Raw genomic sequence first — 19976 nt, forward strand, 5'->3', positions numbered from 1 at the left:
GCGCGCCGGTCATGGACCTGCGCTGACCAACCGCACGCGAACCGAGCGGAACTGCTCCGGCGTCCGCTGGAGCACCGCCAGCTTGGGATCCGGCACGGTCAGGTGCGGGGGAACGACGAGCGGCCGCAGCGGCGCGAGTCGCGGATCGTCCAAGACCTGCGCCACCGCCCGACGGTCTCCGCCCACCACCACGGCGTCGAGCGTGTCGGCCACCGGAACGACGATCCGAGCGACGACGTCGGCCGCGGCCCGGAACGCCTCCCGCGCCTGCTTCTCCCGACGCCGGGCGAACCGCTGCTGCGACCAACCACCCGCCGCCGAGCGACCGTGGACCAGCCTCGAGCCCACTTTGGAGGCCACCAGTCGGCTTCCTTCGAACACCCCAGCGGCGTAGCCACCCAATCGCACCAGGACCACGCCGACACGACGATCCCGACACACGTGCTCGACGAGCCCACCGAAGATCGCGTCCGGATCTGACCGGAGCGGAGGAAACGGGACACGACACTCAGCGCGGGTGCCGTCCCGTGCCACCACCGTGACCGTGTCGTCGTCGACAGACCACGAGGCGGGTGGGCGGGCACCGACCGCCTCTCCTGACCGTGCCGCGTCCTCCTGGCCCGCCGCCGCCCCACCGCGTGGCGCATCGGGTGCGGCCTCACCGCTGTGGCGGCAGAGGAAGTTCTCCAGGAAGCGCTCCAGCCGCTCCGGCGCGACGCTGAGCTCGCGAACGCCACCGGCCATGGGCTGGCTCTGGCCCGCTCAGACGTTGAAGCCGAGAGCCCGCAGCTGCTCGCGGCCCTCATCGGTGATCTTGTCGGGCCCCCACGGCGGCATCCACACCCAGTTGATGCGGAACGCGTCGACGACGCCGTCGAGCGCCACCTGCGCCTGGTCCTCGATCACATCCGTGAGCGGACAGGCCGCCGAGGTGAGCGTCATGTCGATCGTCGCCACGCCGTCGTCGTCCAGCTTCACGCCGTAGACCAGACCGAGGTCGACGACGTTGATGCCGAGCTCGGGGTCGACCACATCCTTCAACGCCTCGAGGATGTCGTCCTCCGTCGTCCGCACGCCATCGGTCATCGGCCGGCTCCCTCCTTGTTGGCCTGCCCATCGAGGCCACCGCCGGGCCGCGAGGCTTGGTCACGGCCGAGGGCCCGAGCGGTGGCGTCCTTCCACGCCATCCACGCCAGCAAGGCACACTTGATCCGCGCCGGGTACTTCGAGACCCCAGCGAAGGCGATCCCGTCCTGAAGGACCTCTTCGTCGGGTTCGACCTGGCCCTTGGATTGCATGAGGGCCACGAACTCGTCGTGCACCCGCATGGCGTCCTCGAGTCGCTGGCCACGCACGAGGTCGTGGAGCACCGAGGCGGCGGCCTGGCTGATGGAGCAGCCCACGCTGTCGTACGAGACGTCATCGATGCGCACGTCGTCGCCCTCACCGGCCAGGCGCACCCGAAGGGTCACCTCGTCGCCGCAGGTGGGGTTGACGTGGTAGGCCTCGGCGTCGTACGGCTCCCGCAGGCCCTTGCCGTGCGGGTTCTTGTAGTGGTCCAGGATGATGTCCTGGTAGAGCGTCTCGACCTGCATCAGCGTGTCGCTCCCGAGGTGTTCCGACCGCCTCCAGCACCCCCCGCGGTGGCCGTCGGGGCCACCCCGAAGAAGCGCTGGACGTGCTCGACGCCCTCGACGAGCGCGTCGACCTCGGCCCGAGTGTTGTAGAGGTAGAAGGTCGCCCGGGTGGTCGCCGGGACCCCGTACCGCCGCATGATCGGCCACGCGCAGTGGTGCCCGACCCGGACGGCGATGCCGAGGTCGTCGAGGACCTGACCCACGTCGTGCGGGTGTACCCCGTCGACGACGAACGACACCGCACCGCCGCGCGCCTCGGCGGTGAGCGGTCCGACGACGCGGACGCCCGGCGTCGCGCCGAGCCGTTCCAGCGCGTAGGCGGTGAGATCGCGTTCGTGCTCCGCCACCGCCTCCATGCCGACCTCGGACAGGTAGTCGACGGCGGCGGCGAGCCCGACCGCCTGGGCGATGTTGGGAACGCCGGCCTCGAAACGCTGCGGCGGTGGCGCGAAGGTCGATGCCTCCATCCGGACGACCTCGATCATGGATCCACCGGTGAGGAAGGGCGGCAGCGCATCCAACAGCTCCCGACGCCCGACCAGGACGCCGATCCCCGTCGGTCCCAGCATCTTGTGGCCGGAGAACGCCAGGAAGTCGACGCCGAGCCGGTGGAAGTCGACCGGCTGGTGCGGCACCGACTGAGCCGCGTCGACGACGACGAACGCGCCCACCGCGTGCGCCCGCGCGGTGATGACGTCGACCGGGTTGACGGTGCCGAGCACGTTCGACTGGTGGGTGACCGCGACGACCTTCACGCGCTCGGTGATCATCTCCTCGAGAGTGGAGAGGTCCAGCCGACCCTCGTCGGTGAGCCCGAACCACCGAAGCGTCGCGCCGGTCCGCTCGCACAGCATCTGCCACGGGACGAGGTTGGCGTGGTGCTCCATCTCGGTGACCACCACCTCGTCGCCGGGTCCCAACCGGAACCGGTCGGCGCCCGGCACCGACGAGGTCGCCGCGTTGCTCATCCCGTAGGCGACGAGGTTGATGGCCTCGGTGGCGTTCTTGGTGAACACCACCTCGCCCGGGTCGGCGCCCACGAACGCCGCGACCTTGGCACGGGCCGACTCGTACAGCTCGGTGGCCTCCTCGGCCAGCCGGTGCGCACCGCGGTGCACGGCCGCGTTGTGACGCTCGTAGAACTCGCGCTCCGCGTCGAGCACCTGACGCGGCTTCTGCGAGGTGGCCCCACTGTCGAGGTAGATCAGCTGACGGCCGCCGGGCAGCACGCGCTCGAGGATCGGGAAGTCCTTCCGGATCCTCTCCACGTCCAGCCCCAGACCGGCCCGGCCGGCCCGCGCCACACCGTCACTCACGAGGATGCGCCTGCCTTCACGTAGTTCGCGTAGCCCTCCGTCTCCAGCTTCTCAGCCAGCTCAGGTCCGCCCGCCTCCGCGACCCGGCCGTCGACGAACACGTGCACGTAGTCCGGCCGGATGTAGCGGAGGATGCGCGTGTAGTGGGTGATGAGCAACACGCCCTTGTCACCCCTGGCGTGGAAGCGGTTGACGCCTTCGGAGACGACCTTCAGCGCGTCGATGTCGAGCCCGGAGTCGGTCTCGTCCAGGATCGCGAACTTCGGGTCCAGGAGCTCCAACTGGACGATCTCGTGCCGCTTCTTCTCACCGCCGGAGAAGCCTTCGTTGACGTTGCGCTGCGAGAAGCTGGGGTCCATGCCGAGCCGCTCCAGAGCGGCGTTGACCTCCTTGACCCATTGACGCAGCGCGGGCGGCTTTCCGTCGATGGCGGTCTTGGCGGTCCGCAGGAAGTTCGCGACCGACACACCGGTCACCTCGACGGGGTACTGCATCGCCAGGAACAGGCCGGCACGGGCCCGCTCGTCGACGCTCATCGCGAGGATGTCCTCACCGTCGAGCGTGACCGAGCCACCGGTGACCTGGTACTTCGGGTGACCGGCGATCGAGTACGCCAAGGTGGACTTGCCCGAGCCGTTCGGGCCCATGATGGCGTGGATCTCCCCCGACCGCACGGTCAGGTCAACCCCACGAAGGATCTCCTTCGGGCCGTCCTCTGTCTCGACGGAGACGTGCAGGTCGCGGATCTCAAGGGTGCTCACGAGGGATCTGGCTCCAGTCCTAGGCAGGTCGTTCGATGTTGTTCAACGGGTGGTGGACGTCGACGTAGACGTCGTCGCCCTCCACCTTCACCGGGTACACAGGTACCGGCTCGGTCGCCGGCAGACCCGTCGGCTGTCCGGTCGCGAGATCGAAACGGGATCCGTGCAGCCAGCACTCGATCTCGCCGTCCTCGACCTCGCCCTCCGACAACGCCACCTCCTCATGGGAGCAGACGTCGTAGATGGCGTGCAGCTGGTCACCGGACCGCACGATCGCGACCGGGACGCCGTCGAGCACAACCGGAACCGGGCTGGCCTCGGTCACCTCAGCCAGCGCGCAGGCGCGTTGGAAGTCGCTCATCGCTCACACCTCCGATCGCGCCCCGGGCGTCGCGCCGGACGACGCGGGCGGCAGGCCGATGCTGCGCTCGAGCTCCGCCTCGACCCGCTGCATCAGCCGGTCCCGCAGCTCCGGGACGCCGATCTGACGGATCAGGTCGGCGAAGAAGCCGTGCACCACCAGGCGGCGCGCCTCGTCGGTCGGGACACCGCGCGACTGCAGGTAGAACAGCTGCTCGTCGTCGAAACGCCCCGTCGCACTGGCGTGTCCCGCGCCCTCGATCTCGCCGGTCTCGATCTCCAGGTTCGGCACGGAGTCTGCTCGGCATCCGTCCGTCAACATCAGGTTGCGGTTGTGCTCGTAGGTGCGGATGCCCTCCGCCACCTTGCGGATCAACACGTCGCCGACCCACACCGCGTGCGCGCCCTTGCCCTGCAGCGCGCCCTTGTACTCGACGTTGCTCTGGGTGTGTGGGTGGTTGTGGTCGACGAACAGCCGGTGCTCGAGGTGCTGGTCGGCGTCGACGAAGTACAGGCCGAGCATCTCCACCTCGCCGCCCGGACCGGCGTAGTCGACCTGGGCGTAGAGGCGGACGAGGTCGCCGCCGAAGGTGACGGCCACGTGCTTGACCGTCGCGTCACGGCCGACCCGGAGCGCCTGGTGGACGGCGTGGACCGCGTCGTCCTCCCAGTCCTGCATGGAGACGACGGTCAGCCGCGCTCCCTCGCCCACGGCGAACTCCACGTTGGCCGCGTGCGTCGCCGAGCCCACGTGGTCGAGGATCACGACGGCCTCGGCGTAGGGCTTGACGTCGACCACGGTGTGCCCGTAGCTCGCTCCGCTCGCGTCCTCGCCGCGCACGGTCAGAACGACCGGCCGGTCGAGTCGAGCGTCCTGGGGCACCGTCACGACGGTGGCGCTCTGGAAGGAGGTCCACGCCTGGGCGCTGACGCGGTCCCCGGGGACGTAGACCGAGCCCAAACGCGGGTCGTCTCGGCCCACCGTCTCGACGCGCACCTCCGCCGGCGCGTCGACGCTGGTGACCACCTTGCCGTCCGGCGACGCCGTGCCGTCGGTCAGTCCACGCAACCGCTTGAGCGGCGTGAACCGCCAGACCTCCTCCCGTCCCGTGGGGACCGGGTGGTCGGCGAGGTCGAACGAGCCGGTCGGGTGCAGGTGCGAGGCGGGCGCGGACTCCGCGCCGGCGCCATGCGCGTGCGCACGCCCGGCCGCGCCGGCCGGTGTCGCGGAACCCGCGGTGGCGCCGGACTCGGGCGAGAGCACCTGGGAAGCCGCGGCGGCGGGTTCCCCCGCGGCCACCTCACCGGTGCGGATCTGGTCGTGGTCAGGCATGTCGGATGTCGCTCTCACCTTCTCGTCGTACGGACACCTGGTCGACGCGGCTGCCCGGCCGCGTCCGCTGGGCCGGATCAGCCGACGGCCCCCTCCATCTGCAGCTCGATGAGGCGGTTGAGCTCCAGCGCGTACTCCATCGGGAGCTCACGCGCGATCGGCTCCACGAAACCGCGGACGATCATCGCCATCGCCTCGTCCTCGTTGAGCCCGCGGCTCATGAGGTAGAAGAGCTGGTCGTCGGTGACCTTGGACACCGTCGCCTCGTGGGCCATCTCCACGTCGTCTTCCCGGACGTCGACGTAGGGGTAGGTGTCGGAGCGGCTCACCGTGTCGACGAGAAGGGCGTCGCACTTCACCGTGCTCTTGGAGTGCTCGGCGCCTTCCCGGACCTCGACCAGGCCACGGTAGGAGGTACGACCACCGCTTCGCGCGACGGACTTGGAGACGATCGTGGACGACGTCCGAGGCGCGCAGTGGACCATCTTGGCGCCGGCGTCCTGGTGCTGGCCCTCGCCGGCGAAGGCGATCGAGAGCGTCTCCCCCTTGGCGTGCTCACCCATGAGGTAGACGGCCGGGTACTTCATCGTGACCTTGGACCCGATGTTGCCGTCGACCCACTCCATGGTCGCGCCCTCGGCCGCCGTGGCCCGCTTCGTCACGAGGTTGTAGACGTTGTTGGACCAGTTCTGGATCGTGGTGTACCGGCAGCGGCCGTTCTTCTTCACGATGATCTCGACCACCGCGGCGTGCAGCGAGTCCGACTTGTAGATCGGAGCCGTGCAGCCCTCGACGTAGTGCACGTAGGCACCCTCGTCCACGATGATCAACGTCCGCTCGAACTGGCCCATGTTCTCGGTGTTGATCCGGAAGTAGGCCTGGAGCGGAATCTCGACGTGGACGCCCGGCGGCACGTAGATGAACGAGCCACCCGACCACACGGCGGTGTTGAGCGCGGCGAACTTGTTGTCACCCGGCGGGACGACCGTCCCGAAGTACTCCTGGAAGATCTCCGGGTGCTCCTTCAGGCCGGTGTCGGTGTCGAGGAAGATCACGCCCTGCTGCTCGAGGTCCTCCCGGATCTTGTGGTAGACGACCTCGCTCTCGTACTGGGCCGCGACACCAGCGATGAGACGCTGCTTCTCCGCCTCGGGGATGCCGAGTCGGTCGTAGGTCCTCCGGATGTCCTCGGGCAGTTCGTCCCAGCTCGTGGCCTTCTTCTCCGTCGAGCGCACGTAGTACTTGATGATGTCGAAGTCGATCTCCGACAAGTCGGCGCCCCAGGTGGGCATCGGCTTGCGGTAGAACGCCTTCAGCCCGCGGAGCCTGATGTTCAGCATCCACTCGGGCTCGTTCTTGAGCGCGGAGATCTCGCGGACGACCTCTTCGGACAGGCCGCGCTTCGCGGTGGCGCCCGCGATGTCGCGGTCGGCCCAGCCGTACTGGTAGCGTCCGAGACCCTCGAGCTCGGGATGGGCGGTGCTCGTCATGGAGAAGTAGTCCTTCCAGTCCGGGACTCGGGTGTTCCGGATGTCGCCGGGGCTTGCGTCCCCGAGTGGTTCCTACGTGTCGTCGCGGTCGTCGTCCGCCTGAGCGTCGCCTCTTTCGCCTTCGACGCTGTGGACCGGCCGAGGCGCTCCTGGTGGAGCGTGCTCACGATCTCAGTGCGCGGAACGTGCGTGGTGCAGACCCCGTCGCCGTGCGCGATCGTGGCGAGGCGCTGCACATGCCGCCCAAGCAGCCGGGCGAACACCTCCGTCTCGGCCTCGCAAAGCTCCGGGAACTGCTCGGCGACGTGCGCCACCGGGCAGTGGTGCTGGCACACCTGCTCGCCGAGCCGTACCGGCTCGACCGAGGCAGCGTACCCGTCCGCGGACAGCGCCTCGGCAAGCGCTGCCGTGCCCGCCTTCTCCGGCGCCGCCGCGGCCACCGCGTGGTAGCGCTCCTCCAGGCGAGTCGCGACACGGCGCGCGAACTCCTGGAGAGCACGCTCGCCGCCGGTCTCCCGGATGTAGCGCAGCGCGCTGACCGCCAGATCGTCGTACGCCTGGTAGAAGGCGCTGCGCCCGGCGTCGGTGAGGGCGAACACCTTGGCCGGTCGCCCCCGTCCCCTCCGGCCTCGGACCCGCTGGTCACGGGCGACCACGACCCCTTCGGCGGCCATGGCGTCCAGGTGGCGCCGGACCGCGGCCGGAGTGATACCCAGACGCTCGGCGAGGGCGGAAGCCGTCTGCGGCCCGCCCTCGAGGATCGCCCGGGCTACCCGCTCCCTCGTCCTCGTCGAGAGATGGGTGGCGTCGCTCCGACTCTGCCGACGCGACGCTGGCGCACCAGCCGGCGCGGCCGACGTCGCAGGAGACGGACCGACGTTTTTCACAACCTCATTGTGCTGTTATTCCTGCCGGCAAGCCAGTGAGGCTCGCCTAACTACACCGTCCCTCCCGCCCGATACGTCCGAAATCTCCCCATGAGAGATTCGTCACGGCGATGATTCAGCGCTCCCGGTCCGCGCCACGACCCGCCGCGGAGGGCGTCTCCGATCACGGCGCGGAGAGGCGGGACAGTGCCGCCACACCACGGTGTGATCAACCGTGATCGAGCCACCACGCCGCACACGAGGTGATCGATCAGCCACGACCTACACTCCCAAGGCGTGAACGACATGGTCGTCGAGGTGGAGGACCTCGTCGTGCGATACGGGCGCGGCCGATCGGCCGTCACCGCGCTCGACGGGCTCACCCTCACCGCCGCGCGCGGTCAGGTGACAGCCGTGCTGGGCCCGAACGGCGCCGGCAAGACGACCATGGTCGAGACGTGCGAGGGCTACCGCCGCCCGAGCGCGGGAACCGTCCGCGTCCTCGGACTGGACCCGATCCGCGACCGGCGCCGACTCCTGCCACGGCTCGGCGTCATGCCGCAGTCCGGCGGCGCGTGGCCAGGGGCGCGGGCCGAGGAGCTGCTCCGCCACGTCGCGCGCCTCTACGCCCACCCCCTCGACGTCGACATGCTCGTCGAGCGGCTCGACCTCGCCTCGTGCCGCCGGACGCCGTACCGGCGGCTGTCCGGTGGGGAGCGACAACGTCTCTCGCTGGCGATGGCGCTGGTCGGCCGGCCCGAGCTGGCGTTCCTCGACGAGCCGACCGCCGGCCTGGACCCGGCGGCTCGGCGCGCGACGTGGGAGTTGATCGAGGAGCTGAGAGCCGACGGCGTGTCGGTGATCCTCACCACACACCTCATGGACGAGGTCGAGCGCCTCGCTGACCAGGTGTACGTCGTGGACCACGGCGTCGTCATCGCGTCCGGCACCCCCGCCGAGCTGACCACCCGCGGCGCGGCCAACACCCTGCGGTTTCGCGGACCGGCCGGGCTCGACCTGCGCTCCCTCGTCGCGGCGCTGCCGGAGGACTGCGCGGTCAGCGAACCGAGCCCCGGTCACTACTTGATCGTCGGCAAGATCGACCCTCACCTCCTCGCGACGGTCACCGCGTGGTGCGCCGCCCACGGCGTCATGCCGGACGCTCTCGCGGTCGAGCGACACACCCTGGAGGACGTGTTCCTCGAGCTCACCGGCCGGGAGCTGCGACGATGACGACACCCCGGGACGGCTTCCCACCCGGCACGGAGGACGCTCCGACCGGTCGCGGCACGTTCACGCCCGCACCCGGCGCGGCGCCGCTCGTCCGCATGGTGCTCGCCCAGGGCCTGTTGGAGACCCGGTTGCTGCTGCGGAACGGCGAGCAGGTCCTCCTCGCGCTGGTCATCCCCCTGCTTCTCCTCGTCGTGGGCACCCTCGCGCCCGGGATCGAGCTGGGTGGTTCCCGGCGTATCGACGTCCTCGCCCCCGGTGTCCTCGCGCTCGCGGTCATGTCCACGTCGTTCACGAGCGTGGCGATCGCGACCGGCTTCGAACGCCGGTACGGGGTGCTGAAGAGGCTGGGAGCCTCCCCGCTCCCCCGCGTCGGCCTGCTCGCCGGCAAGCTCGTGGCGGTGGGGTTGGTGGAGGCGCTCCAGGTCCTCGTCATCGTGACGGCCGCCGCCCTGCTCGGCTGGCGGCCCCACCCACACGCCGGCGCTGTCGCGGTCGCCGTGGCGCTCGTCCTCGCCGGGACGGCGGCGTTCGGCGCGCTCGGCCTGCTCATGGCCGGAACCTTGCGCGCGGAGGCCACGCTCGCCGCGGCCAACCTGGTGTACCTGCTCCTTCTCGTTGGTGGCGCGACGCTCGTACCGGTGGACGCCTACCCGGCCGTGCTCCAGCCCGTGATCGGTTGGTTGCCCTCAGGAGCGCTCGGGGAAGGACTGCGTCACGTGCTCGCCACGGCCGTGCCCTCGATGGAGGTAGCCGTCACCTCACTCGGGGTCTTGGTGGCGTGGGCGGTCAGTGGCTCGCTCATCACCGCGCGCGTGTTCCAGTGGGAGTGACGGTCACCGATCGCGCGGGTCGAGGTCACCTGACCGTTCGCCCTCGGGGTCATCCGGATCAGGACCGTGGATGCGTCCCTCGAGGTCACGAAGTCGACGACCGGACCCGCCCCACCGCAGCGCGATGATCTCCGCGGCGATCGACACCGCGGTCTCCTCCGGGGTCCGACCTCGAAGGTCGAGCCCGATCGGCGCGGACAGCCGCGCCAGCTCCTCCTCGCTGACGCCGGCGGCCCGCAGCGCCTCGACGCGTGCGGCATGGGTGCGCCGGCTGCCCATGACCCCGATGTAGGCGGCCGGCGCCCGGAGGGCGACCCGCAGCAGGGGGACGTCGAACTTCGGGTCATGGGTCAGCACGCACACCACCGTGCGATCGTCGACCAGCCCCGCCTCGACCTGGGCCGCGAGGTAGCGATGGGGCCAGTCGACCACCACCTCGTGGGCGTCCGGGACGCGCCGGGATGTCGCGAAGACGGGGCGCGCGTCGCACACCGTGACGCGGTAGCCGAGGAACCTGCCCATGCGCGCGACCGCCGCGGCGAAGTCGATCGCACCGAAGATGAGCATGCGCGGTGGCGCCGCGAACGACTGGATGAAGACCGTCACGTCCGCAGCACGCCGCTCGCCGTCCGGCCCGTACCGACGCTCCCCCGTGGAGCCCTGCGCCAGCATCGCCCGCGCGTCCGCGACGACGGCTTGATCCAGCCCCGGAGATCCGAGCGAGCCCGCGACCTCGTCCGGCCAGACCAGCACGTGTGCCCCCACCGCCGCACGACCCTCGGTCACGGTGGCGAGCGCGACCGGCCGGCCCGCGCGGAGATCCTCGCCGAGGCGAAGCAACTCGGGGAAGGACGCCCGGTCGACCGGTTCGACGAAGACGTCGAGGCTCCCGCCGCACGTCAGGCCGACCGCGAAGGCGTCCTCGTCACTGACGCCATAGCGTTGCCGAACCGGCCGGCCGGTCGCGATCACCTCCTGAGCCAGCTCGTACACCGCTGACTCGACACATCCGCCGGAGACGCTGCCCACCGTCGCCCCGTCCGCGGTCACGGCCATCGTGGCCCCAGGCGGTCGAGGGGCGCTGCTCCAGGTCCGGACCACGGTCGCCAGGGCGAACCGCTCACCCGCCGCGTACCGGGGCAGAACGTCGTCCATCACGTCACGCACTGGTCACCTCACGCGCTGACGGCCTGCCCGGGACGCGCCACGCACGGGGCGCCTCCACCTGACGAGCCCCACCTGTGAGCCCAGGCAAACGTCGCCCATCGTCGGCGTGATCCCTCACCGCCGTCAACCGGCCGCCCACCGGCGACGAAGCGGGGGTTCTTACCCTCGTACTCGTGCAACTGCCCAGACCAACCCTCACCGGCGTGCGCCACCTCGCCGTCGCGTCCGTCGTGGTCAACATCGCCATCATCGTCACCGGCGGGGCGGTACGCCTGACCGGCTCGGGGTTGGGCTGCCCCACTTGGCCGCGGTGCACGGAGGACTCCTTCGTCAGCCATCCGGCCCTCGGCATCCACGGCGCGATCGAGTTCGGCAACCGTCTGATCACCTTCGTCGTCGCCGCCGTCGTCGGCCTGGCGTGGCTCGCGGCGCTCCGCCTGCGACCGCGCCGACGGGATCTCGTCGCGCTCGCCTCGATCCTGCTGGCGGGCGTCCCGCTCCAAGCCGTGGCGGGTGGCATCACCGTGCTCACCGGACTCAACCCCTGGTGGGTGTCGGTGCACTTCCTCCTCTCACCCGCGCTGGTCGCCATCGCGGTGATCTTCGTCCGACGGTGCGGGGAGCCGGCCGGCCGGACCCAGCCCACCGTCCCGCGGCCGGTCCGCCAGCTGGCCTACGCGACGTTCGCGGCCGCGGCCGTCGTCATCTACATCGGGACCCTGGTGACCGGCAGCGGTCCACACGCAGGGGACGAGCGTGCGCCTCGCAACGGGCTCGACCCCGAATCGATCAGCCAGCTGCACACCGACGTCGCGTTCCTCCTCCTGGGTCTCACGATCGGCACGTTGCTCGCGTTCCGAGCCGTCGGCGCACCCGATCGCGCGCTCAGCGCGACGAGGTGGTTGCTCGGCGTCGAGGTCGCACAGAGCGTCATCGGGTTCGCCCAGTACTTCACCGGCCTGCCGACCGTGCTCGTCGGCCTCCACTTGCTTGGCTCGGCCCTCATGGTCGTCACGGCGACCACGATGGTGCTCGGCACTCGGGAGGCGGCCTCCACGGAGCCGGTCGGACCACCCGGAACCGAGCGGCCAGCGCCCACCCCCGTGCCCTAGGTGGCGCGATGGCGCCCTTGTGTCGAGACGGCGCGCTCGCGTCCGGAGGGCGGTGCGGTGTCGGGCCAGGGCGGCGGGAAGAGTCGACACATGGACGCCAAGCCGCCGGGCAGCGACGGCCCACCGGGCAGTGGCCTGCCGCCGGGCAAGGACTGCCCGCCCGACCGTGAGCGACCCGGGTTCGCCATCGACTCCCCATCCGGTCGCTGGGTGCTCGCCGGCGCGATCCTCGGGTCCGGTGTCGCTCTCCTCGACGCGACCGTCGTCACCATCGCGTTGCCGGCGATCCGCCAGAACCTGGGCGGTGGGCTCGTCGTGCAGCAGTGGGTGGTGGACGGCTACGTACTGTCCCTAGGCTCGCTGCTCCTGCTCGGCGGCGTCCTCGGCGACCGGTACGGCCGACGGCGGACATTCCTGATCGGCCTCATGACGTTCACGGCGGCGTCACTCGCGTGCGGTCTCGCGCCCAACGCCGCGAGCCTGATCCTGGCCCGGCTCGCCCAGGGCGTGGGCGGCGCGCTGCTCGTGCCGGGCAGCCTCGCGCTCATCTACGCGACCCTGCGCGCGGAGGACCACGGTCGGGCGGTCGGCGTCTGGGCCGGGCTCACCGGCGTCGCCTCGGCGGTCGGTCCTTTGGTGGGCGGCTGGCTGGTCGCGGCGGCGTCGTGGCGCTGGGTGTTCCTGCTCAACCTCCCGTTCGCGGCGGTCGCCCTGGGGGTCATCCGGCGCCACGTGCCGGAGAGCCGGGACCCCACCTCGCCGCGCCGGCTCGACCTGGCCGGCGCCGCCGCGATCTCGATCGGCCTGGCCGGCGTCACCTTCGCCTGCATCGAGGTCCCGGTGCGCGGCTGGAGCGCGGTCACGGTGCTGGCCGGCGTCGCGGGTGCGGCCGGGCTGACCGCGTTCCCACTCCTGGAGACTCGTCACCCAGCGCCGCTGCTGCCACTCCGGATCTTCTCCTCACGGCAGTTCACCGGTGCGAACCTCACCACCTTCGGTGTCTACGCCGCGCTCAGCGGCGCGCTGTTCCTCCTCGCCTTGCAGCTGCAGCAGACCCTCCGCTACTCCGCGTTCGCCGCGGGGCTGGCCCTGTTGCCGATCACGATCGTCATGCTGCTGCTCTCGCCCCGAGTCGGCGCGCTCGGGCAGCGCATCGGCCCGCGCGCCCCGATGACCGTCGGCCCGCTCGTCGCCGGGCTCGGGCTGCTGCTCATGGCTCGGGTGCAGCACGGCGGGGCGTACTGGACGCACGTGTTCCCCGCCGTGACGGTGTTCGGCCTCGGCATGGCGATCACGGTGGCGCCGCTGACCTCGACCGTTCTCGCCTCCGTGCCCGAACACCTCGTGGGCGCGGCCTCCGGCGTCAACAACGCCGTCGCGCGCGTCGCCGGTCTGCTCGCGGTGGCGGTCCTCCCGACGGTCGCGGGCATCCCGGTGACGACCGCCGGGCCCCTCGGTCCCGGTTTCGCGCGTGCCATGCTCGCCTCGGCGGCGCTGTGCGCGGCGGGCGCGGTCGTGGCGTTCGCGACGGTGCGCACCGGCGCCCGGGTCCGACCGCACCCTCCCCCGGGTGCGCGGCACGCCTGCCTGGAGCCGTGCACCAGGGTCGACGTCGCGAGCGTCCGCTCCACCTCATCGGACGTCTGATGACTCGGCTCGCTGCGAGCGCTTGCCACGCGCTGTCGCGCGCGACGACGATCAGGGTCCGTGGCCCGAACATCGCCCCCCGTCCACACGCCGCCCATCCACACGGTGACCCTCCCGCACTACCAGGTCCGGTCCGCGCCCGACCATCTCGCCATCGGTGAGGTCCTCGACCGCGCCATCTGCCGGCTCGTCCACGAGGCGGCCGGACCGGCCGAGCGACGGGTCGCCATCAGGGCCGTCAGCTTGATCGACCACCCGGGCATGTCGCACGACGACCTCACCGCGACCATCGTGGCGACCGGTACCGACCGGTACGACCCCGCCCGCGTGGGGCCACTCGACCACGTCTACGGGCCGTACGGCGTCGAGCTGCACGCCATTCCCTGCACGGTCTCCCCCGCCGGGCTGCGGTCGGTCCACAGCTCGGGGCCGTCGGTCATGGCCGAAGTCGTCTCGGACTTCTACCTCGGACCGCCCGTCGACCGCGGCGGCGTCCCCCTGCGCGTGGACGTCGTGACGGTCTACGACCTGCGGATGCTGGAGGGCCTGGTCATCCCCTTCCACGGCGACGAGCCCGAGCCGACGGCGTATCGGTTCCGCAGGCCGGCCTCCGACCGGCCGCATCCGCGGAACTGGCGGGCTCAGGCGGTCCTCGGCGTCCTCCAGGTGCGCTGACCTCCGCGCCGAGGCTGCGTCGGCGCTCACGCGCCGAACCCGCGACGCCGCGACAACTCCCCGGGCGCGCGGCCATCCTCGGCCGACGTCTTCACCCGGTCGATCCGATACGGCAGGATCACGCGCAGTGCGCCGTCGACGACGACCAGACGCCAGCGAGACGAGCCGAGAGGACAGCATGGACTACACCACGCCCCGTCCGGACCTCTACGACGTGCCCTACACGGCCACGGAGTTCCACGGCATGCCCTATCGCCAGCTCGGCGCGTCCGGCCTGCGAGCCTCCGTCATCGGCCTCGGCACCTGGAAGTTCGGGTACCCGCACACCGGAGACGGCGCCCGCGTCGACGAGCGCACCGCTTTCGCCATCTTCGACCGCGCGGTCGAGCTGGGCGTGACGTTCTGGGACACGGCCAACCGCTACAACGCCGGCTCGGGCAACTCCGAGCGACTGATCGGTCGGTGGTTCCGCGCCAATCCCGACCAGCGTCGCAACATCGTCCTCGCCACGAAGCTGTACGGCGGGATGGACGGCGCGACGCCCAACCACAGCGGCCTCTCGCGCGGCAACATCCGCGACGCGCTCCACGCGTCGCTCTCCCGTCTGCAGCTCGACTACGTCGACTTGCTCTACTTCCACCGGTTCGACCCGACCGTGCCCATCGAGGAGAGTCTGGAGACGATCGAGGACCTCGTCCGCGAGGGCTTGATCCGCTACTTCGCCGTCTCCAACTTCACCAAGGACCAGCTCGCGTCCTACCTCGAGGTGCAGCGCAGCTTGTCCCGGCGGTGTCGACCCGTGGCCGTCCAGAACAAGTACGACCCGCTCGGCCGCGAGCCCGAGCCGTACGTGGGTGTGCTGGAGTTCTGCGCCGCCCACGACATCGCCTTCGTCCCCTACAGCCCACTGGCCGGCGGCCTGCTGACCACCCGCTACCTCGACCCCGCCAAGGCCGGCGCCGGTGACCGGCTCGTCGACGAGGGCACGCTGCAGTCGGTCGCCACGCCGGAGAGGCTGGCTGCGGTGCGGCGCCTGGTCAAGCTGGCCGAGTCCTGGGACATGGCGGTGAACCAGCTCGCCTTGGCGTACCTGCTCACGCTGCCGGGGATGGGACCGCAGATCCCGAGCAGCTCCACGGTCGCCCAGCTGGAGTCGAACGCAGCCGCCGGTCGGATCGTCCTGACCGAGGAGCAGGTCCGCGAGGTGGAGGCCGCGCTGGCGCCGACGACCTGAGCCCACCTCCAGCCGGCGGGTGCGGCGGCCGCGTGTCGCGGATCGGCGACCCGTCGTCAGACGAGCCGCTGGCGGAGCGCGGTGAGCTGGTCGTCGGTGAGGCCTCCGCCCTTGAGGTACTCCGCCACGCCGCCGTACCTGCTTTCCAGGTGGGCGAGAGTGGTGAGCATGGTCTCCGGTGCGGTGACCTGCAGGCGTCGAACGTTCTCCCGCAGCACCGGGTCCTCGATCCTCGCGAGGACCGCGGCGTTCTCCTCGGCCAGCCGCTCCTGACTCAGGGCGTAGTCCTGAGCGATGACGTCGGGCTCGACGCCAGCGATGCGGAGAGCCATGGCCACGACCATGCCCGTCCGGTCCTTGCCCCCAGCGCAGTGGACGACGACCGGGCCTGGAGGAGCGTCAGCGATCGCGCCCACCGCGGCCGCGAACAGCTGCGGCCGCAGGTCGAGCATCGCGATGTAGATCTCGGCAAGGCTCAACGACTCGTTGTCCGGGTCGGCCGGATCCTGGACCGGGATGGAGCGGTAGAGCGACGACCCCTGGAACGGGCTCGGAGCACGCTCGCACTCGGTGGTGCGGCGCAGGTCGATGATCCGGCTGACGCCGTACTCCTTGACCGCGCGGACGCCTTCCTCGGTGAGCTTGGTGTGGTTGTCGGTCCGGACCAGTGCCTCGCGCCGGATGGTCCTCCCGTCGGCAGTGGGAAGACCGCCGAGGTCGCGCGCATTGAGGCAGTTGGGCCAATCCAGATGAAGTGGCGTCACACTGGTCAAGACCAAACCTCCACCTAGGACTCTCAGCAAACAGGAGGAAGGTCGCGTACCGTACGCGACCTCGGCCAGCAGCTTACCGGTCGGTCCGCGAGGCCATGCCGCGCGCGCCGGCACCGGCCAGCCGTAGGGCGAGCGAAACCGGCCAGCTCACGAAGGCTCGGCACGGTGGTCAGCGGCGGGATCGACCGTCCCGAACGGCCAGCGATTCGGGGACGGGGCGCCGGAGGGTCAGCCGGTGAGCAAGGGGTCGATCGCGATCGCGGCGAAGACCAGCGCCAGGTAGATGTTGGACCAATGGAAGAACCGCATCGGGCGGAGATCCAGCCCGCTCTTGCCGCGGACGACCCGGGCGAGCATGGCCACCGCCTCGGCCAGGACACCGGCGCCGAGGACACCGGCCGCCACGGGGTAGAACCATCCGGTCCGCGCGAGCGGCCAGACCGCGAGCGAGGCGGCCACGGTGGCCGCGGTGTAGGCCACCACCTGCCAGGCGACGTTGCGTTCCGACGCCACCACGGGGAGCATCGGCACCTCAGCGGCCGCGTAGTCATCCCGGTAGCGCATCGCCAGCGTCCACGTGTGGGGAGGCGTCCAGAAGAACACCACGAGCGCGAGGACCACCGGTACCCAGTCGACCGAGTCCCGGATCGCGGCCCAGCCGATCAGCACCGGGAAGCATCCCGCGATGCCACCCCAGACGATGTTCTGCGACGTCCGGCGCTTCAGGAGCAGGGTGTAGACGAGGATGTAGAAGGCGTTCGCCGCGAGCGCGAGCCAAGCCGACAGCCAGTTGACCAGGACGCCGAGCCAGATCGTCGAGACCAGCCCGAGCACGACGCCAAAGATCAACGCCTGGCGTGGGGCGACGACGTGCCGCGGCAGCGGCCGTCGGCGAGTACGCCGCATCCGCTCGTCGATGTCGCGGTCGAAGAGGCAGTTGAGGGTGTTGGCGCTGCCGGCCGCGAGGATCCCGCCCACCGTGGTGGCGAGCACCAGCCCGAGGGGAGGTACCCCGCCTTCGGCGAGGAACATCACCGGCACACTGGTGACGAGCAGCAGCTCGATGATCCTGGGCTTGGTCAAGGCGACGTACGCCGCCACCACGTCACGCCAGCTCGAAGGTCTCGAGCCGACTCCAACGGTCTCCTCGCGCACCGCTGGGCCGGAGTCGACAGCCGCCACACACACCTCGGAAGGACAGACAAGGGCCGGACGGTCCGACCCTCAACGGCCGCCAGTCTAGGTGGCGCCCTCCTACGCGCTGTCGTCGACCCGAGCCGACACGGGCGTCCGTGGGACTCGAGCCCCACGGGTAGGCTCGCAGGAGGGGTGCTCCGCCTTGCCCACCTCTGTTCCATCGATGACGTCCTAGGCGAGACGGGGGACGTCCTAGGCGACAGGACTAGACGACAGGAGCCGGATGAACGCCAACGACGGACGTGTGCCACTTGAGTGGACCGATCTCGACCGACGGGCCGTCGACACCATCCGCGTCCTAGCCATGGACGCCGTCGAGGCCACCGGCAACGGCCACCCGGGTACCGCCATGAGCCTGGCGCCCGCGGCGTACCTGATCTTCCAGCGGCTCATGCGGTACGACCCGGCTGATCCGGACTGGGCCGGCCGCGACCGCTTCATCCTTTCCGCCGGACACACCAGCCTCACCCTGTACATCCAGCTCTACTACGCGGGGTTGCTGGCCCTCGACGACATCAAGCAGTTCCGGCGGTGGGGCAGCCGGACGCCGGGGCACCCTGAGTACGGGCACACGCCCGGCGTCGAGACGACCACCGGGCCGCTCGGCCAGGGCATCGCCAACGCGGTCGGGATGGCGATGGCGGCCCGACGCGAGCGCGGCCTGTTCGACCCCGACGCTCCGCCCGGCAGCAGCCCGTTCGACCACCGGATCTTCGTCATCGCCAGCGATGGTGACATCGAGGAGGGCATCAGCCACGAGGCGTGCTCACTCGCCGGCCACCAGCGCCTGGGGAACCTGATCGTCCTCTACGACAGCAACCAGATCTCCATCGAGGACGACACCGACATCGCGTTCTCCGAGGACGTCGGCAAGCGCTTCGAGGCCTACGGCTGGCACGTCCAGACCGTGGAGTGGCGACGCCCCGACGGCTACGTCGAGGACGTCCAGGCGCTCTGGGACGCCTACCAGAAGGCGATCGCCGAGACCGACCGCCCGTCGCTCATCATCCTCAAGACGATCATCGCCTGGCCGGCGCCCAACGCGCAGAACACCGGCAAGGCGCACGGCGCCGCGCTGGGTGCCGAGGAGGTGGCGGCGACCAAGCGCATCCTCGGCTTCGACCCGAACCAGACCTTCCAGGTCGAGGACGACGTGCTCGCTCACGTCCGCAAGGTCCGCGAGCGGGCCGCGCGGATGCGCCAGGAGTGGGACGCCCAGTACAAGGCGTGGCGCAGCGCCAACCCGGAGCGGGCGAGCTTGCTCGACCGGACTCGGGAGCGCCGGCTGCCCGACGGGTGGAGCGACCGGATCCCGACGTTCGAGTACGGCAAGGACGTGGCCACCCGCAAGGCCTCCGGCGTCGTGCTCAACGCCGTGGCGCCGGCTCTCCCCGAGCTGTGGGGCGGCTCGGCGGACCTGGCCGAGTCCAACAACAGCACCCTCGCGGGGGAGCCGTCGTTCATCCCGCCGGACCGCTCGACGAAGGAGTTCACCGGCGACTGGTACGGCCGCGTGCTGCACTTCGGCGTCCGTGAGCACGCGATGGGCGCGATCCTCAACGGCATCGCGCTCCACGGCGGAACCCGCCCGTTCGGCGCGACCTTCCTGGTCTTCAGCGACTACATGCGCCCCGCCGTCCGGTTGGCGGCGCTCATGAAGCTGCCCGTGATCTACATCTGGACCCACGACTCGATCGGTCTGGGCGAGGACGGTCCCACGCACCAGCCCGTCGAGCACCTCGCCTCTCTGCGGGCCATTCCGGGTCTGGAGGTGGTGCGTCCCGCGGACGCCAACGAGACGGCCGCCGCCTGGCAGCACATCCTGGCCAACCCCGACGGCCCGAAGGCGCTCGCGCTCACCCGGCAGAACGTCCCGACCTTCGACCGCTCGGAGGGCACCGGCTTCGCGCCGGCCAGCGAGACCGCCAAGGGTGGCTACATCTTGGTCGACACGCCGGACGAGAAGATGCCTGACGTCATCCTGATCGCGACCGGCTCGGAGGTGCAGCTGGCCGTCGCGGCCCGCGAGGAGCTGGCGAAGGAAGGCATCGCCGCGCGGGTGGTCTCCATGCCGTGCGTGGAGTGGTTCGACGCCCAGCCCGAGTCCTACAAGGACCTGGTCCTCCCCTCCGAGGTTCGGGCGCGGGTGTGCGTCGAGGCGGGCACCGCCCAGCCCTGGTACCGCTTCGCCGGTGACGCGGGGCGGATCGTCTCCTTGGAGCACTTCGGGGCGTCGGCCGACTTCAAGACCCTCTACGCGAAGTTCGGCCTCACCAAGGAGGCGGTGGTCGAGGCCGCGAAGGAGAGCATCGCCGCGGCCGCCCGCGGGTGACCCCCGGAAGGAG

19 protein-coding genes are annotated in these 19976 nt (G+C 70.8%); 7 read left to right on the forward strand and 12 right to left on the reverse strand.

Translation table 11 applies throughout. The features are described 5' to 3' along the window. Window positions 1-9: 9 nt before the first annotated feature. From DFJ64_RS01790 to DFJ64_RS01830, 9 genes are read right to left on the reverse strand one after another with little or no spacing between them, the layout of a single operon-like run. A complete protein-coding gene (locus DFJ64_RS01790; protein WP_115848856.1) occupies window positions 10-744 on the reverse strand; it encodes an acVLRF1 family peptidyl-tRNA hydrolase in 735 nt (244 codons plus the stop codon). Between the two features lie 18 nt (window positions 745-762). Then, the gene (locus DFJ64_RS01795; RefSeq protein WP_115848857.1) at window positions 763-1086 is read right to left on the reverse strand and encodes a metal-sulfur cluster assembly factor; all 324 of its coding nucleotides are present in this window, start codon (window positions 1084-1086) and stop codon (window positions 763-765) included. Further along, on the reverse strand, window positions 1083-1595 hold the full coding sequence (gene sufU / locus DFJ64_RS01800; RefSeq protein ID WP_115848858.1) for a Fe-S cluster assembly sulfur transfer protein SufU: 513 nt from the start codon (window positions 1593-1595) through the stop codon (window positions 1083-1085). The genes DFJ64_RS01795 and sufU overlap by 4 nt, the downstream gene beginning before the upstream one ends. Next, the gene (locus tag DFJ64_RS01805) at window positions 1595-2953 is read right to left on the reverse strand and encodes a cysteine desulfurase (protein ID WP_281268476.1); all 1359 of its coding nucleotides are present in this window, start codon (window positions 2951-2953) and stop codon (window positions 1595-1597) included. The genes sufU and DFJ64_RS01805 overlap by 1 nt, the downstream gene beginning before the upstream one ends. Next, entirely contained in the window at window positions 2950-3714 is a 765-nt protein-coding gene (gene sufC, locus DFJ64_RS01810) for a Fe-S cluster assembly ATPase SufC (RefSeq protein ID WP_115848859.1), read from the reverse strand. The genes DFJ64_RS01805 and sufC overlap by 4 nt, the downstream gene beginning before the upstream one ends. Before the next feature lie 19 nt (window positions 3715-3733). Beyond that, entirely contained in the window at window positions 3734-4075 is a 342-nt protein-coding gene (locus tag DFJ64_RS01815) for a non-heme iron oxygenase ferredoxin subunit (protein WP_115848860.1), read from the reverse strand. Window positions 4076-4078: 3 nt separating this feature from the next. After that, a complete protein-coding gene (sufD, locus tag DFJ64_RS01820) occupies window positions 4079-5425 on the reverse strand; it encodes a Fe-S cluster assembly protein SufD (RefSeq protein ID WP_245940902.1) in 1347 nt (448 codons plus the stop codon). Window positions 5426-5484: 59 nt separating this feature from the next. Beyond that, window positions 5485-6897, reverse strand: a complete 1413-nt coding sequence (gene sufB / locus DFJ64_RS01825; RefSeq protein WP_115848861.1) for a Fe-S cluster assembly protein SufB — start codon at window positions 6895-6897, stop codon at window positions 5485-5487. Beyond that, complete coding sequence (locus DFJ64_RS01830; protein WP_115848862.1) at window positions 6894-7784, reverse strand: helix-turn-helix domain-containing protein; 891 nt, start codon at window positions 7782-7784, stop codon at window positions 6894-6896. The genes sufB and DFJ64_RS01830 overlap by 4 nt, the downstream gene beginning before the upstream one ends. 285 nt (window positions 7785-8069) lie before the next feature. Here DFJ64_RS01830 and DFJ64_RS01835 point away from each other — a divergent pair, with 285 nt between their 5' ends. Together DFJ64_RS01835 and DFJ64_RS01840 are read left to right on the forward strand one after the other, a co-directional pair. Beyond that, window positions 8070-8996, forward strand: a complete 927-nt coding sequence (locus DFJ64_RS01835; protein ID WP_115851746.1) for an ABC transporter ATP-binding protein — start codon at window positions 8070-8072, stop codon at window positions 8994-8996. Next, window positions 8993-9826, forward strand: coding sequence for an ABC transporter permease (locus DFJ64_RS01840; RefSeq protein WP_115848863.1), 834 nt, complete (start codon window positions 8993-8995; stop codon window positions 9824-9826). The genes DFJ64_RS01835 and DFJ64_RS01840 overlap by 4 nt, the downstream gene beginning before the upstream one ends. A gap of 3 nt (window positions 9827-9829) precedes the next feature. Here the strand turns inward: DFJ64_RS01840 and DFJ64_RS01845 are convergent, their stop codons facing one another. After that, the gene (locus tag DFJ64_RS01845) at window positions 9830-10993 is read right to left on the reverse strand and encodes an XdhC family protein (RefSeq protein WP_115848864.1); all 1164 of its coding nucleotides are present in this window, start codon (window positions 10991-10993) and stop codon (window positions 9830-9832) included. Between the two features lie 173 nt (window positions 10994-11166). Between DFJ64_RS01845 and DFJ64_RS01850 the strand changes: the two genes are divergently transcribed. From DFJ64_RS01850 to DFJ64_RS01865, 4 genes are all read left to right on the forward strand, one after another. Then, complete coding sequence (locus DFJ64_RS01850; protein ID WP_245940903.1) at window positions 11167-12105, forward strand: COX15/CtaA family protein; 939 nt, start codon at window positions 11167-11169, stop codon at window positions 12103-12105. Window positions 12106-12195: 90 nt separating this feature from the next. Next, window positions 12196-13752 carry a DHA2 family efflux MFS transporter permease subunit gene (locus DFJ64_RS01855; protein WP_115848866.1) on the forward strand — a complete coding sequence of 519 codons (1557 nt, stop codon included), beginning with the start codon at window positions 12196-12198 and terminating at the stop codon, window positions 13750-13752. 60 nt (window positions 13753-13812) lie between these two features. Then, window positions 13813-14427, forward strand: coding sequence for a hypothetical protein (locus tag DFJ64_RS01860; protein WP_115848867.1), 615 nt, complete (start codon window positions 13813-13815; stop codon window positions 14425-14427). 178 nt (window positions 14428-14605) lie between these two features. After that, window positions 14606-15661 carry an aldo/keto reductase gene (locus DFJ64_RS01865; protein ID WP_115848868.1) on the forward strand — a complete coding sequence of 352 codons (1056 nt, stop codon included), beginning with the start codon at window positions 14606-14608 and terminating at the stop codon, window positions 15659-15661. 56 nt (window positions 15662-15717) lie between these two features. On the opposite strand, the gene DFJ64_RS01870 is transcribed toward DFJ64_RS01865, so the two are convergent. Further along, window positions 15718-16425 carry a tyrosine-protein phosphatase gene (locus DFJ64_RS01870; RefSeq protein ID WP_115848869.1) on the reverse strand — a complete coding sequence of 236 codons (708 nt, stop codon included), beginning with the start codon at window positions 16423-16425 and terminating at the stop codon, window positions 15718-15720. 237 nt (window positions 16426-16662) lie between these two features. Next, window positions 16663-17589, reverse strand: a complete 927-nt coding sequence (locus DFJ64_RS01875) for a heme o synthase (RefSeq protein ID WP_245941259.1) — start codon at window positions 17587-17589, stop codon at window positions 16663-16665. A 265-nt stretch (window positions 17590-17854) separates the two neighbouring features. On the opposite strand from DFJ64_RS01875, the gene tkt reads away from it, so the two are divergent. Beyond that, window positions 17855-19963, forward strand: coding sequence for a transketolase (gene tkt / locus DFJ64_RS01880; RefSeq protein ID WP_115848871.1), 2109 nt, complete (start codon window positions 17855-17857; stop codon window positions 19961-19963). Window positions 19964-19976: the final 13 nt, after the last annotated feature.

Origin of the sequence: Thermasporomyces composti, from assembly GCF_003386795.1 — a bacterium.
Lineage (GTDB): Bacteria > Actinomycetota > Actinomycetes > Propionibacteriales > Actinopolymorphaceae > Thermasporomyces > Thermasporomyces composti.

Coding starts and splice junctions, on each gene's coding strand:
- DFJ64_RS01855 (WP_115848866.1), top strand. CDS start 12,196: ATGGACGCCAAGCCGCCGGGCAGCGACGGCCCACCGGGCAGTGGCCTG.
- DFJ64_RS01835 (WP_115851746.1), top strand. CDS start 8,070: ATGGTCGTCGAGGTGGAGGACCTCGTCGTGCGATACGGGCGCGGCCGA.
- tkt (WP_115848871.1), top strand. CDS start 17,855: ATGAACGCCAACGACGGACGTGTGCCACTTGAGTGGACCGATCTCGAC.
- DFJ64_RS01815 (WP_115848860.1), bottom strand. CDS start 4,075: ATGAGCGACTTCCAACGCGCCTGCGCGCTGGCTGAGGTGACCGAGGCC.
- DFJ64_RS01790 (WP_115848856.1), bottom strand. CDS start 744: ATGGCCGGTGGCGTTCGCGAGCTCAGCGTCGCGCCGGAGCGGCTGGAG.
- DFJ64_RS01840 (WP_115848863.1), top strand. CDS start 8,993: ATGACGACACCCCGGGACGGCTTCCCACCCGGCACGGAGGACGCTCCG.
- DFJ64_RS01795 (WP_115848857.1), bottom strand. CDS start 1,086: ATGACCGATGGCGTGCGGACGACGGAGGACGACATCCTCGAGGCGTTG.
- sufU (WP_115848858.1), bottom strand. CDS start 1,595: ATGCAGGTCGAGACGCTCTACCAGGACATCATCCTGGACCACTACAAG.
- sufB (WP_115848861.1), bottom strand. CDS start 6,897: ATGACGAGCACCGCCCATCCCGAGCTCGAGGGTCTCGGACGCTACCAG.
- DFJ64_RS01865 (WP_115848868.1), top strand. CDS start 14,606: ATGGACTACACCACGCCCCGTCCGGACCTCTACGACGTGCCCTACACG.